Annotated in this window: 10 protein-coding genes; 3 read left to right on the top strand and 7 right to left on the bottom strand. The window is 77.1% G+C overall.

Annotated elements, in window-relative coordinates; all coding sequences use genetic code 11:
- Nucleotides 1–21: 21 nt before the first annotated feature.
- Entirely contained in the window at nt 22–585 is a 564-nt protein-coding gene (locus tag EDF32_RS04220; RefSeq protein ID WP_233565692.1) for a YgjP-like metallopeptidase domain-containing protein, read from the bottom strand.
- Between the two features lie 136 nt (nt 586–721).
- On the opposite strand from EDF32_RS04220, the gene EDF32_RS04215 reads away from it, so the two are divergent.
- Nucleotides 722–1,933 (top strand): ThiF family adenylyltransferase, encoded by a 1,212-nt coding sequence (locus tag EDF32_RS04215; RefSeq protein WP_123307298.1) that lies wholly within the window; start codon nt 722–724, stop codon nt 1,931–1,933.
- Here EDF32_RS04215 and EDF32_RS04210 read toward each other — a convergent pair.
- The 3 genes from EDF32_RS04210 to EDF32_RS04205 form a co-directional block, all read right to left on the bottom strand.
- Nucleotides 1,922–2,338: a WhiB family transcriptional regulator gene (locus EDF32_RS04210; protein WP_123307297.1), complete on the bottom strand. Its 417-nt coding sequence runs from the start codon at nt 2,336–2,338 to the stop codon at nt 1,922–1,924. The two genes, EDF32_RS04215 and EDF32_RS04210, sit on opposite strands and share 12 nt — an antisense overlap.
- Nucleotides 2,339–2,491: 153 nt before the next feature.
- Nucleotides 2,492–2,635 carry a hypothetical protein gene (locus tag EDF32_RS14540; RefSeq protein ID WP_158614053.1) on the bottom strand — a complete coding sequence of 48 codons (144 nt, stop codon included), beginning with the start codon at nt 2,633–2,635 and terminating at the stop codon, nt 2,492–2,494.
- Nucleotides 2,636–2,740: 105 nt separating this feature from the next.
- Complete coding sequence (locus EDF32_RS04205) at nt 2,741–4,819, bottom strand: ATP-dependent helicase (protein ID WP_199734831.1); 2,079 nt, start codon at nt 4,817–4,819, stop codon at nt 2,741–2,743.
- A 164-nt stretch (nt 4,820–4,983) separates the two neighbouring features.
- Between EDF32_RS04205 and EDF32_RS04200 the strand changes: the two genes are divergently transcribed.
- A complete protein-coding gene (locus EDF32_RS04200) occupies nt 4,984–5,250 on the top strand; it encodes a mycoredoxin (protein WP_123307295.1) in 267 nt (88 codons plus the stop codon).
- A 21-nt stretch (nt 5,251–5,271) separates the two neighbouring features.
- Here EDF32_RS04200 and nudC read toward each other — a convergent pair whose 3' ends face one another.
- The gene (gene nudC / locus EDF32_RS04195; RefSeq protein ID WP_233565691.1) at nt 5,272–6,324 is read right to left on the bottom strand and encodes an NAD(+) diphosphatase; all 1,053 of its coding nucleotides are present in this window, start codon (nt 6,322–6,324) and stop codon (nt 5,272–5,274) included.
- 82 nt (nt 6,325–6,406) lie between these two features.
- On the opposite strand from nudC, the gene EDF32_RS04190 reads away from it, so the two are divergent.
- Nucleotides 6,407–7,321: a phosphotransferase gene (locus EDF32_RS04190; RefSeq protein ID WP_123307294.1), complete on the top strand. Its 915-nt coding sequence runs from the start codon at nt 6,407–6,409 to the stop codon at nt 7,319–7,321.
- 1 nt (nt 7,322) lies between these two features.
- Here the strand turns inward: EDF32_RS04190 and EDF32_RS04185 are convergent, their stop codons facing one another.
- Both EDF32_RS04185 and EDF32_RS04180 read right to left on the bottom strand, forming a co-directional pair.
- Nucleotides 7,323–10,700 (bottom strand): ATP-dependent DNA helicase, encoded by a 3,378-nt coding sequence (locus EDF32_RS04185; RefSeq protein WP_123307293.1) that lies wholly within the window; start codon nt 10,698–10,700, stop codon nt 7,323–7,325.
- A complete protein-coding gene (locus EDF32_RS04180) occupies nt 10,697–14,029 on the bottom strand; it encodes a UrvD/REP family ATP-dependent DNA helicase (protein WP_233565690.1) in 3,333 nt (1,110 codons plus the stop codon). The genes EDF32_RS04185 and EDF32_RS04180 overlap by 4 nt, the downstream gene beginning before the upstream one ends.
- Between the last annotated feature and the right edge of the window lie 74 nt (nt 14,030–14,103).

Genomic DNA, 14,103 nt, shown 5'->3' with positions numbered 1-14,103 from the left:
GGGTCCCCGGCCGGGCGGCGGTCAGTCGTCCGGGTCGTCGACCTCGCCGCCCGGGCGAGGGCCGTCGTCGGGCAGGTCGCGGCCGAACGCGACCCCCTCGAGGAAGCCCTTGGCCCGGTCCGTGCGCGGGTAGGAGGCCAGCAGCTCCCAGAACGCGGGTCCGTGCCCGGCGTGGAGCAGGTGCGCGAGCTCGTGCAGCAGCACGTAGTCGAGGACCCAGGACGGCATGCCCTGGACACGCGAGGAGATCCGGATCGAACCGTCGATCAGCGTGCACGAGCCCCAGCGCTTGCCCTGGTTCCCCGACCAGCGCACGCTCGACGGATGGGCGCGCCCGCCCAGGTAGGTCAGCGACAGCGCCGTCGCGCGCTCGAGCAGCTCGGCGTCCGAGGGCCTGCGGCGGGCCTCCTTGTCGGCGAGGCGCGCGAGCATCCGCTCGACCCACTCGCGCTCCTCCGCGCGCGTGAACCGGGCAGGGATCGACACGACCGTGCGCGCGCCGTCGCGGTACGCGCTGACGGTGCTCTTGCGCCGGCGGCTCCGGCGCACCTCCACGCTCACGGTCGCGTCCGCGTCGTCCACCACGGTCGAACCGTACCGGGTGACGTGAGATGGCGCACACCTCCCGCACCGCCGCGGAGCGGACCGCTCCTGTGGACGACGGCCGACGGTCCGGGCGCCCGTGCCAGGCTGATCGCGACGACGGCCCGAGGAGGATCCCGTGACCAGCACCGCGTCGACCAGCACCGCGTCGACCAGCACCGCGTTCCCGGCTCCGGGCGACGGCACCGCGACGCCTCCCGGAGCGCGGGGCGAGGGCCCGCGGGGCGGGCCCGTGCGCCGCGTGCTGCGGCACGGGAGCGTCGTCGTGCGCTACGAGGACCCGATCTCCGGTGCCCCCGGCGTCCAGCTCGGCGTGGACGACCGCTGGGCCGTGCGCCTGCCCGGTCTCACGCCCCACGAGACACGGTGGCTCCAGCTGCTCGCCCGGCGGGCCGACGCGGACCCGTGGGACGCGGCCGGCACGCTCGGCCTCGACCCGGGGCGCGCTCGCCGGCTCTGGTCCGCGCTCGACGCGGCCGGTGCCCTCGTGCCCGACGACGCCCCGCACCCCGACACGATCACGGCGCCCGGCCGGGGTGCCGCGGACGCTCGGGCGCTCGGGCAGGTGCAGGCCGACCGCGGCGGGGGCGCCGTCCTCGCCCGGCGGGCGGGACGGCGGGTAGGCGTCGTCGGCCTGGGCCGCCAGGGGCTCGCGATCGCCGTCGTCCTGGCCAGCGCGGGCGTCGGCACCCTCGTGCTCGCCGACCCGGGCGTCGTCCAGCTCAGCGACGTCGGGCTCGGCGGCTACCGGCTGCGCGACGTGGGGACGCCGCGCGAGGCCGCCGCGCGGCGGGTCGTCACGGACGTCGCCGCGGTCCGCACGCCGGCGCGGCTCGGCGCGGACGGGCTCGACGCCGCGGTCGTCGTGACGTCGTGGGTGAGCGACCCGCACGGCGCCACGCGCCTGATGAACGACGGCGTCCCGCACCTGTCCGTCGTGGTCGGCGAGGCCGGGGTCAGCATCGGGCCGACGGTGCGGCCCGGGTCCACGCCCTGCCTGGGCTGCGTCGAGCTCGCCCGGGCGGACCGCGACGAGGGCTGGCCCGCCGTCGCGCCCCGGCTGCGCGAGCGCGCGCGTCTCGAGGCGACCGACGAGTCGTCGACCGCCGCGGTCGCTGCGGGGATCGCTGCCGCCCAGGTCCTGACGCTCCTCGACGGGGACGCCACCTGGACCTCCGGCGCCGTCGTCGACGTCCTGCTCCCCGGCGCGGTCCCCCGCACGCGCGACGTGGCCCCGCACCCGGCGTGCGGGTGCGGGGCCTTCGCCGTCGTCGAGGAGCGGCGCGCGCGGGCCGCCGGCGCGGTGGTGACCGCCGCGTCAGGCGGCTGACTCCTCCTCGTGCTGCTCGTCGCGCTCGCGCTGGCGTGCGAGCTGCTCGGCCTTCGAGGGCCGCCCCCGCCCGCGCTTGCGGGCTACGACGGCTCCGTCGACGAAGACCTCGCCGCCCCAGACGCCCCACGGCTCGGCGCGCTCGACGGCACCGGCGAGACAGCCGGCCCGCAGCGGGCAGTCCGCGCACAGGGCCTTGGCGCGCTCGACGTCAGCGGTGCGCTCGGCGAACCACAGCTCGGGGTCCTCGTTGCGGCAGGGGATGACGCCGGCGAGCAGCCGGTCGAACTCGGCGGCGTCGGTCGGGGTGAGCGGGGCAGCCGGCCTGGGGTTCGCAGATCGCGCGAGCCGTTGCCCGGCACCACCGTCGGTGGTCAGGGTGTCGAGCAGCGTGGTGAGCCGCACGATGGTCCTCCAGTGTCCTGTTCGTGATACTTCGTCGTGTCACAGGACCCTGCCGTCGGCGTCCGCCGTGCGACGGCTGCGCCGTCGTGGGTGCGGAAGATGCAGAAGGCCGCGGGTCCTGGGGGACTCCGCGGCCTGGATGCGTCCGGTCTGCTACGAGACCGGAGACCTCCGGGAGGCGGAGTCGGGTGCGGGACGTGCGAAGGCGCCGACCGCGCGCAGGCGCGCGGAATCGATCCCCGTCGTCAGGTACGCCGTGCTCGTCACGGTCGTCCCGCCGGTGTTGTCGGTCTTCATCGCTGCACCTCACCCCCTCTCGTCTCGGCACGTGCCTCTCGGCGACGCGCCCGTTGCATCGGACTCCTGAACAGTAGGTCCGGTCCGGGGGGACCGCCAACTTATTTACGAGATCGGTTCCGCGGGGTCCTTGCGGCCGTCGGCGCGACCCACGATCTCGAGCAGCGAGGCACCGTACCTCTCGATCTTCGCGGGCCCGATCCCGTTGATCCGCGCGAGCTCCGCGACCGACGACGGCCGGGTCTCGGCGACCGCGGCGAGCGTCGCGTCCACGAGGATCGTGAACGCCGGCTTGTCGGTCTCCTGGGCCACCCCGCGCCGCCACTCGCGCAGCTCGTCGAAGAGCGCCTCGTCGTACTCGCCGCTCAGGCTCGCCCGCGCCGCGCCCTTCGCGGGACGCCGGTGCTGGGTGCGCGGCGCGTCGGGCCACATGCCGTCGAGGAACCGGGTGCGCCGGCGCGTCGCGCGGCCCCCGGGGTTGCGCGAGCGCGCGAAGGAGATGTCGAGGTGCTCGCGCGCCCGCGTGATGCCGACGTAGAGGAGCCGGCGCTCCTCGGCGACCGCTGCGTCGGTGTCCGCGAGCGAGATCGGCATCAGCCCCTCGCTCATGCCCGCGAGGAAGACCGCGTCCCACTCGAGGCCCTTCGCCGCGTGCAGGGAGGCGAGGGTGACGCCCTCGACGGTCGGGGCGTGCTGGGCAGACGCCCGCTCGTCGAGCTCCGCGACGAACCCCGCCACCGTCGCGGGGGACTCCTCCTCCGCGAGCGCCGCGACGTCGTCGGCCAGGGCGACGAGCGCCTGCAGCGACTCCCAGCGCTCCCGGGCCGCTCCGCGGGACGCGGGGGGCTCGGCGGACCAGCCGGCCGAGATCAGCACGTCGCGCACCGTCTCGGGCATCGGGACGTCCGCGTCCGCCGAGCGCGCCGCCCCGCGCAGCAGCACCAGCGCGTCCCGCACCTCCTTGCGCTGGAAGAACCGTTCCCCGCCCCGGACGAGGTACCCGATGCCCGCGTCGGCGAGCGCGGACTCGAAGGCCGCGGACTGGGAGTTGGTGCGGTACAGCACCGCGACCTCGCTCGGCGGCGTGCCCGCCGCCACGAGGCGCCCGATCCGTTCCGCGATGCCCGAGGCCTCGGACTCGTCGTCGTCGTACGTCGTGAACGCGACGGGCGGCCCGGCCGGTCGCTGGGCCACGAGCTCGAGCGGACCCTGCCCGCCCCGGCGCCCGGTGCGGGCGAGCAGCCGGTTCGCCGCGGCGACCACCTGCGGCGTCGAACGGTAGTCCCGCACCAGCCGGATCACCTGCGCGCCCGCGTACCGCGAGGAGAACCCCAGGAGATGGCGCGGGGTGGCGCCCGTGAAGGAGTAGATCGTCTGGCTCGGGTCGCCGACCACGCAGATCTCCTTGCGCCCACCCAGCCACTGGTCGAGCAGGAGCTGCTGGAGCGGCGAGACGTCCTGGTACTCGTCGACCACGAAGTGCCGGTACTGCCGGCGCACCTCGTCGGCGACCTTGCCGTACGAGGCGAGCATGTCGGCCAGCATGAGCAGCACGTCCTCGAAGTCGATGACGGCGCGTTCCGTCTTGACCTCCTCGTACGCCGTGATCAGGCGCGCGACCGTGCGGTGGTCGTAGCCGGACACCGGCGGGCGCGAGATCGCGGCGCAGGCGCGCTCGTAGTCCTCCGCGGTGACCAGCGACACCTTGGACCACTCGACCTCGGAGGCGAGGTCCCGGACGGCGATCCGGTCGACCGAGATCCCGACGCGACGTGCCGCCTCGGCCACGGCCTGCGCCTTGTGCTCGAGGATGCGCGGCGGGGCACCCCCGACGACCTGGGGCCAGAAGTAGCCGAGCTGGCGCAGGGCAGCGGCGTGGAAGGTGCGGGCCTGCACCCCCGTCGCCCCGAGCTCGCGCAGCCGGGTGCGCATCTCCCCCGCCGCGCGCGCGGTGAACGTCACCGCCAGGACGCTGGTGGGGTTGTACGCGCCGGTGCGCACGCCGTACGCGATCCGGTGCGTGATCGCGCGGGTCTTGCCCGTGCCGGCGCCGGCGAGCACGCAGACCGGCCCCGTCAGCGCGAGCGCGACGTCCCGCTGGTCGGGGTCGAGCGCCTCCAGCAGCGCGTCGGCAGTTCGGGCAGGCAGACCCCGGGCGGGCAGACCCTGGGGGGGCAGAGGCATCGTCGAGGACATCGCACCGATTCTCGCAGGCTCCACCGACACGCGGGAGCGGTCCACAGGCCGCCGGGAACAGCCGCGGACCCCCGCGCGTTCGCCCTGGCGTCAGACAGCACGCACCCGTATCCAGCACCGCCAGACACCCGCCAGACCCGGAGGCCCGTCCCATGCCCGTCTCACCCACCACGCCCGACGCCGGAACCGTCGTCATGTACTCCACCACGTGGTGCGGCTACTGCCGCCGGCTGAAGTCGCAGATGGACGCCGCGGGCATCGGCTACAGCGAGGTCAACATCGAGGAGCACCCGGCCTCGGCCGAGTACGTCCAGGAGGTCAACGGCGGCAACCAGACCGTGCCGACCGTCGTCTTCCCCGACGGCAGCGCCGCCACGAACCCGTCGCTCGCCGAGGTCCGGTCGCGGCTCGGGCTGTGACCTGCGGCGGCCGCCGGGCGCTCACGCGCCGGGCAGCGCGCCGCCGAACCAGTCCTCGATGAGCGCACGGGCGATGGACGAGCGCCCCGGCAGCCCGACGTCGCCCGCGCGCACCGCCGCGAGCAGCTCGTCGCGCGTGAACCAGCGCGCCTGCGTCACCTCCACGGCGTCGACCTCGATCGCCGTGGAGGTCGCGTGCGCCGTGAAGCCGAGCATGAGCGAGGCGGGGAACGGCCAGGACTGGCTGCCCCGGTAGGCGACGTCGCCGACGACGACCCCCACCTCCTCGAGCACCTCGCGCCGCACCGCGTCCTCCAGCTCCTCGCCGGGCTCGACGTACCCGGCCAGGGTCGAGAAGCGGCCCGCGGGCCAGCGTGCCGCGTGCCCGAGCAGCAGCCGGTCGTCGGCGTCGAGGACCGTCATGATGACCGCCGCGTCCGTGCGCGGGTACTCGTCGACGTCGTCGACCACGCAGTGCCGCACCCAGCCCGCCTGCACCACGTCCGTCGGCTCCCCGCAGCGCGAGCACCGCGGGCTGCGGGCGTGCCACGCTGCGAGCGCCACCGCCGTCGTCGCCGCGGCCGCGTCCACGGGCCCGAGGCCGGGCGACAGGTCACGCAGCCCGCGCCACTCGTGCGCGCCCACGAGCACCCCGGCGGGCTCGTCGGCCACGACACCCTCGATGCCGGCGTCCGCGGCGTCGGCGGCGTCGGCCAGCACGAGCGCGAGGAGGTCCTCCCCCGTGCCGAGGTCGCGACCCAGGAAGAGCCGGGCGGCGATCCCCCGCTCCCCCGGCCCGGCGCCGACCAGCGCCGCGAGCGCCTGCGCCGCCGGGCCGTCCGCGGCAGGGCCGTCCGCCGCCTCGCCGGGCGGCCGGGTCGTCGCGGGGACCAGGCGGGCGAGCGCCGTCGGCCCGGCCGTCGCGAGGCGCCCGCGGTGCACGAGGAGCACCCGCGTCGCCGGTCCGGCGAGCAGCGCGTCGACCAGGCCGGGCTCCGTGCGGCGGTGCGCCTGCGGGTCGAGCCGGGGGCCCGAGCGGGCAGGGGAAGGGCGTCCGAACGGTTCGAGGCTCACGCACCGACCCTAGGCGACCGGGATGGCGAACACACCGCCACGGCGGTCCACCGCCACCTCGGGGAGCGGCTACCGTGAGCGCGTGCCTCGTTCCGCTCTCACGCTGGCCGCGCTGGCGACCGCAGCCGTCCCCGGGCTCGACGCCGTCTCGGCCCGCCGCCTCGACACGGGACCGGACGTCGACGCCGCCGAGGTCCGCGCCGCCGACGGCGACGCGTGGGTGGTGCGTTCCCCCGTCGACGCGGCGAGCGGCGCCGCGCTCGAGGCCGAGGTCGCGCTCCTCGGCTCGCTCGCCCACTACGTGACGTCGGGCGTGCTGCCCTTTGCCGTGCCGCGGCCCGCGGGCTCGGCGCCGCTGCCCGAGGGCGGGCGCGCCGTCGTGCACCGCGCGCTGCGCGGGACCCCGCTCGTCGTGGACGAGCTCGCCCCCGGCCCCGGCACGGCCGCAGACCTGGGACGGTCCATCGCCGCCGTCCACGAGCTGCCGGCGTCCGTCGTCGAGGACGCGACCCTCCCGACGTACACGAGCGCGGAGTATCGCGAGCGGCGGCTCGCGGAGCTCGACGACGCCGCGTCCACCGGGCACGTGCCGCCGACCCTGCTGCGCCGCTGGGAGCGCCTGCTCGAGGACGTCTCGATGTGGCGGTTCCAGCCGGTCGTCGTGCACGGCGACCTCAGCGCCGAGCACGTGCTCGTCGACGCCGGCCGCGTCGCGTCCGTGACGGGCTGGGCCGAGGCCCGGGTCGCCGATCCCGCGGACGACCTCGCCTGGATCCTGGTCTCGGCGCCGGAGGACACCGCCGACGCGATCCTCGAGGCCTACCAGCTGCGCCGCACCGAGCTCACCGACCCGCACCTGGCCGACCGTGCGCTGCTCGTCGGGGAGCTCGCGCTCGCGCGCTGGCTGCTGCACGGCGTGCGCCACCACCTCGACGACGTCGTCGCCGACGCGATCGACATGCTGGCCGAGCTGGACGAGCAGACGCGCGAGGAATGAGTCAGGCGGCCCCGCCCGCGCTGCGGACCAGGGCCTCGAGACCCGCCTCGTCCAGCAGCTCGTCCGGGCGCACCGTGGTGCCCGTCGCGACGTAGCAGAACGCCGCGTGCACCCGCTCGACGGGCAGCCCCGACCACCGCGACCACGCGAGCCGGTACACCGCGAGCTGCACCTCGCGCGCGCGGCGCGACGCGGCGTCCCGCGGCTCCTGGCCCGTCTTCCAGTCCACGACGACGACCGACCCCGGCGCACCGGCGCCGGGTTCCTCCGGGAAGACGGCGTCGATGCGCGAGCGCAGCATCGTCCCGGCGACGGGGGTCTCGACGTCGACCTCGACCGCCACCGGCGTGCGGCGCGCCCAGGGCGAGGCCAGGAACCTCTCGCGCAGCTGCGCCACCTCGGCCTCCACGCCCGCACCCGGGCCGGTCGCTCCGGGCCCGGCAGGAGTCTCGGCGTCCGTCGCGTCCTCGAGGTCCGTGAGGTCCGTGAGGTCCCACAGGTCGAGCAACGACGACGAGGTGAAGTACTGCTCGACCCAGGCGTGGAACCCGGTGCCGACGCGGGCGTGGCGCGTCGGCCGGCCGGGCACCGGCCGCCGCAGCTGTCGCAGGAACTCGTCGCGATCGTCGGCCAGGCGCACCATGGCGGACGCCGAGAGGTGGGCCGGGAGCGCCGGGGCGTCCTGCTCCCGCCTCCGCGAGCGTTCGGCGAGCAGGAGCCGGGCGAGCCGGACCAGCTCGCCGGCGGCACCGGGCGTCGGGTCCTCCGGCGTCCCGCCGACGAGCCCGGGCACGTCCGTGCCGTCCGCCTCGCGCACGCGCCGGGCGGTGCGGCGCAGCAGGTCCTCGACGCCGCCGGGCGCCGGTGCACGCGGCCACACGGGCTCCTCGGCGTCCGCGCCGCGCGGGTTGTCACCCTCCGGCTCGCCGGCCCAGCCGTCGGGGTCCACCACGCGGGCGTCCGCGAGCTCGGTGAGGAACGGAGACGGGGGCACCGGCCGCGCGCCCCCGCGCCACCATGCGCCCGCCAGCAGCAGGTCCCGGCGCGCCCGGGTGAGGGCGACGTACGCCAGCCGACGCTCCTCGGCGACCTTGTGCTCGCCCGCCTCGGCCTTGAACTCCTGGAGCAGGTCCCGCAGCTCGCGCGAGCTCTCGGCGTCGGCGACCGCGATCGCGGGGAGGTCCGCGCGGTCGCCGCGCAGCGGGTACGGCAGGGCGCCGAGGCCCGTGAGCCAGCCGGAGTCGCGCGGTCCGTCATCGCCGGACGCGGTCGAGGGGAACACGCCGTCCGACAGGCCGGGCACCGCGACGACGTCCCACTCGAGGCCCTTGGCGGCGTGCACGGTCACCACCTGCACCGCGTCCGGGTCCGGCGGGCGCAGCGGGAGGTCGAGCCCGCGCTCGTGGGTGACGGCGGCACCGAGCCACGCGAGGAACGCCCCGAGCGTCGGGACGTCCGACTGCTGGGCGAAGCTGGCGGCGACGTCCCGGAACGCGTCCAGGTGCGCGCGACCCCGGTCCCCGGACCCGACGTCCGTGCCCCGCAGCGCGCTCAGGTGCTCGGCGAGGCCGACCTCGATGTCGAGCCCCAGCGCCCGCTCGGCCTGCCCGACGAGCTCCGGCAGGGACAGGTACGTCTCCGAGCGCAGCGTGCGCAGCGTCCGGGCGAGCGCCGTCAGGCGGGCGTGGCCGGCGTCGCTCAGGACCCGGCCGTCGCGCGCCGGGACGCCCGGGGCCGGCAGGTCGTCGAGCGCGTCCACGATCGACCGGTGGTCGACGACGTCGCCCGCGACCACCGCGGCCGGGGTCCCGTCGGCCGGGCTGCCGGACGAGCCGCCGTCCCCGCGGGGCGCGTCCGCCCGCGCGAGGTCGGCGGCGCGGCTCGCCAGGGCGTGCAGGTCGGCCGCGCCCAGCCGCACCCGCGGACCCGTGAGGATGCGCGCGAGGGCGTCGCCCCGCGACGGGTCGTGCGCCGCCTCGAGCAGCGCGACGACGTCCACCACCTCGGGCGTCGTGAGCAGCCCACCGAGCCCGACGACCTCGACGGGCAGCCCGCGCGCGCGCAGCGCCACCTCCAGCGGGACGAACTGCGACCGCGCCCGGCACAGGACCGCCGCCGTGACCCGGCCCGTCCCGGCGGCGTCGGTCGCCGGCCGCCAGCGCTCCTGGACGAACGCCGCGACGGCCTCCGCCTCCTCCTCGACCGTCGTCGCGTAGACGGCGCTCACCTGGCCCGCGCCCGCGCCGGGCCGGACGCCGAGCTGCGGGACGCGGACGCCGGACGCACCGCGCAGCGGCTCCGCCACGAGGTTCGCCGCGTCGAGCACCGCCTGGTCGTTGCGCCACGACGTCGCCAGGTAGTGCACCGGGGCCGGTGACCCGTCGGACCGCCCGAACCGCTCCGGGAACCGGGACAGGCCCGACGCGCTCGCCCCCCGCCAGCCGTAGATGGACTGGTGCGGGTCGCCGACGGCGGTCACGGGGTGCCCGTCGCCGAACAGGGCGGCGAGCAGCTCGGTCTGCGCGTACGAGGTGTCCTGGTACTCGTCGAGCAGGACGACGTCGTACCGCGCCCGCTCGGCGTCCCGCACGTGCGCCGAGCCGCGGGCCAGGCGGGCCGCGACCGCGATCTGGTCGCCGAAGTCGAGCGAGTCGGCCAGGCGCTTGCGCTCCCGGTAGTCCTGCACGAGGTCGACGACGCGGCGGCGGTCCGCGAGGAGGCGCAGCAGCGCGGTGACGTCGGCGTAGTGCGACGTCCGCCTCGCGCCGAACGGCACGGCCTCGATCTCCCGCACGATCGCGTCGATCCCCGCCCGCGCGTCGTCCGGGCCCACGAGGTGCTCGCTCATCGCCCCCGAGAGCTCGAGCACCGCCCGCACGGCCGTCGAGAACGCGGGACCGGTCTCGAGGTCGCCGGTCCACGACTCGACGACCTCGGCCGCCACCTGCCACTGGCTCGCGTCGCTCAGGAGCCGCGACCCGGGCTCGATGCCGGCCCGCAGCCCGTGGTCCGAGACCAGCGAGCCCGCATAGGCGTTGTAGGTCGCGACGGTGGGTCGCTCGAGCACCGACAGGTCGTCCGGGCGCCCCTGCGCCCGCGCGAGGCGCGCGAGACGAGCGCGGACCCGCTCGGCGAGCTCGCCCGCGGCCTTGCGGGTGAAGGTCAGACCGAGGACGGACTCGGGCGCGACGAGGCCGTTCGCCACGAGCCACACGACCCGGGCCGCCATCGTCTCGGTCTTGCCCGAGCCGGCACCGGCGACCACGAGCATCGGCTCCAGCGGGGCCTCGATCACGGCGCGCTGCTCCGGGGTGGGCAGGTGCCGCCCGAGCAGGAGCGCGATGTCGTCGGCGCCCAGCAGCGCGGTGCGGCCGCTCACGCGACCACCTCGCGCCCCTCGGGCTGTGCCGGGCAGGACCGGCGCACCGGGCACGCCGCGCACAGCGAGTTCTGCCGTGCGCGGAACACCGACGAGGCCATGGTGTCGGCGACGTCCTCGACGAGCCCGTGCGCCCACGTGCGCCCGTCGTCGTCCGGCTCGAGCGCGGGCTGCTCCCGCAGGGTCGCGTTCCTGCCGGCGCCGAGATAGACGAGCCGACCGCCGGCGCTGCGCGTGCCCCCGGGAAGGTCGAACGCGCCTCCGTCGACAGCGAGCTGGTAGGCGCCGAGCTGAGGGTTGACCTCGGCGTCGGCCCGCGTCACGGCGCTCGCGCCCGTCTTGAGGTCGCTGACGAGCACCTGCCCGTCCTCGGCGCGCTCGATCCGGTCCACGACGCCCTTGAGGACGGCGCGCCCGACGCGCAGCTCGAACGGCGCCTCCACGGCGAGCACCTCCCCGGCGCCCTTGACGTAGCCGGCGAGGCGCTCGATCATCCGGTCGGCGCTCTTGCGGGCGCTCGTCGTCGCCCAGCCGGGCGCCGTGCCGAGCTCCGGGAAGCGGCGGTCGAGCTCGGCGGCCAGCTCATGGTGCGTCCCGTCCGGCAGGTCCTGGGCGATGGAGTGGATCAGCGTGCCCAGCGTCTGGGCGGTCGCGTCCGGGGCCGTCGCCCCGCCCGACTCGAGCGCCCAGCGCAGGGCGCACCGGTCGACGGACTCGACCTTCGAGGGCGAGACGCGCACGTCGTCGTCGGCCGACCACAGCGGGACGCTGCTCGAGACGTCGTGCACCGCGTACCAGCGCTCGGGGTCCGCCTCGGCGACCCCCGCCGCACCGAGCGCCGCGAGCAGCCGCGCAGCCAGGTCGCCGCCCGCCGTCGGCTCCTGCCCGGCGGCCTCGGCGGCGAGCAGCGACCGCGCGCCGGCGACCACGCCCCGCAGGTCCAGCGGGTGGCCCACGCTCGCCCGTCGGCGGTCCGCGGTCGATGCCTGCCCCGACGCCTCGTCGCCCGCCGGGCCCCCGTCGACGAGGTCGCAGAACACGGACGGCGACGAGTCGACGTCGTCGACGGCCGTCACGATCAGCCGGCGGCGGGCGCGCGAGGAGGCGACGGCGAACGCCCGCAGCTCGTCGTCCAGCACCGCGCGCCGCGCCTCACGACCGGCCGTGCGCCCGTCCGGGGACCGGCCCGCGAGCAGGTCGACGAGCGCCTGGCTGCCGAGGAGGGAGTCCCGCAGGCGCAGGTCGGGCCACAGGCCGTCCTGCACGCCGGCCACCACGACGACGTCCCACTCGCGTCCCGCCGCCCCGGCGGGCGTCACCGCGTCGACGGCGCCGACTCCGGCCGCCGTGGCGGCCAGCGAGTCGGCGGGCAGGTCCTGGGACGCGAGGTGCTGCACGAAGGCGAGCGCCGAGGCGCCGGGCATCCGGTCCACGAACGTCTCGGCCGCCCGGAAGAGCGCCAGGACGGCGTCGAGGTCGCGGTCCGCGCGCGCAGCCGCGGGCCCCCCTGCCAGAGCGGCCGCCCGCCAGGGCCCGGCGAGCCCCGCCGCGTCCCACACGGCCCAGAGCACCGACTGAGGGTCGGCACCCGGCGCCGCCACGGCCGCCGACGCGGCCGCGACCACCCGGGCGACCTGCAGCGCACCGCGGCGCACCCCGGACGGCAGCGTCGCGGCCCGCGTGGGATCCACGAGGACGTCGACGAGGAGCTCGTCCGACGTACGGCCCCCGCCACCGGCGAGCTCCTCCGCCCGCAGCGCGCGTCGCAGCCGGCGGAGCGCGACCACGTCGGTCGCCCCGAGCGGCGACGTCATCAGCGCGACGGCGGTCTGGGCCGCCAGCGGGTCGTCGTCCCCGGCGGCGACCGCGGAGCCGACGCGCACGGCGTCCAGGAGGGGTGCGACCGCCGGCTCGTCGCGCAACGGGACGTCCGAGCCCGTCGTGGCGACGGGCACGGACGCGGCGAGGAGCCCGCGGCGCAGCGTCGCGAGCTGCGAGCCCGAGCGCGCCACCACCGCCATTCGGGACCAGGGCGTGCCGTGGAGCAGGTGCTCGGCGCGCAGCTCGCGCGCGACGAACGCGGCCTCCTGCGCGGCGCTGGGCAGCACGGCGACCCACGCTCCCTGCGTCCCGGCGCCGTCCGCAGCGCGCTCGGGCGCGGCTCCGTCGGCAGGCCGCTCCGGCTCCCCGGCGGGCATCTCCTCGACCGGCGGCTCCGCCGACCGGTGCTGGGCCCCGCCGACGACCCCGATCCGGGTCGTCACGGCCCGGGTCACGGCCCGCAGCCCGGGGGCCTGGCGCCACGCCGTGCGCAGCACGACGCGGTGCGCACCGAGCTCGCCGTCCCAGTCCGTGCCGGCTCCCGCCGAGGGCGCGTCGGCGCGACCGACGAGCCCGGGCACGGCGCCGCGGAACGCCTGCACGGAGGCGTCGGGGTCCGCGAGGAGCAGCAGCCGGGCCCCCGCACCGTGCACCTCGCGCAGGAACGCGGCGGTGGCGGCCGTGGCCTCCTGGTAGTCGTCGACGACCACGAGGTCCCATCCCGGCCTCGGTGCGCCGTCGACGAGCGTCGACCACCCGGCCAGGAGCGCCGTCGCCTCGTCGAGCACGACGGCAGGGTCGACCCGCGCACCCGCGTCGGGCGTCCCGGTACCCAGCGCCATCACGTCGAGGTACTCCTCGTACAGCCGCGCCGCCGTCGACCACTCCGGCCGCCCGTGCCGGCGGCCCAGGTCGTCGAGGTCGGCGGGGCCGAGGCCGCGCTCCGCGGCGCGCATGAGCAGGTCGCGCAGCTCCTGACGGAACCCGCGCAGGGCGAGGACCTCCTCCTCCAGGCCGGGCGGGAGCTCGAGCGGCGCGGCGTCGCCCGCGACGTGCCCCGCGAGGAGGTCGGCGAGCACGAGGTCCTGCTCGGGACCGGTGACCAGCGTCGGTGCGGGGGCTCCGGACGCGGCGGCCCCGGTGCGCAGCACAGCGAACGCGGCCGAGGCCGGGGTGCGCACGAGCGGCGTGCTGGTGGTGCGCCCCGTCGCCGCCGCCACGCGGTCCCGCAGCACCGCGGCCGAGCGCCGGGACGCCGCGAGCACGAGCACCCGTCGCGGGTCGAGCCCGCGCGCGACGACGGCGTCCACCGCGGCCGCGACGGCGAGGGTCGTCTTGCCCGTCCCGGGGGCGCCGACGACGAGCGTCGCCGCCCGCGACCTGAGCGAGTCCAGGGCCTCGCGCTGGCCGGCGTCGAGCGCCGGGAGTCCCGCCGTCCCCGCCTGGGCGAGGGTGTGCTCGGCGGATACCGGTGCGGCGAGGGTCGGGGACCCGGGTGGTGCGATCACGAGCGAGATCACACCACGGGCCACCGACACCGGACCGCATCCTGATACGACGGCCGCGTCCGCGCCGCGCCCGG

The organism is Cellulomonas sp. PhB143, assembly GCF_003752595.1.
Taxonomy (GTDB): domain Bacteria; phylum Actinomycetota; class Actinomycetes; order Actinomycetales; family Cellulomonadaceae; genus Paraoerskovia.
The sequence above is the reverse complement of the archived record's forward strand: the minus strand, read 5'-3'. Positions and strand labels throughout refer to the sequence as shown.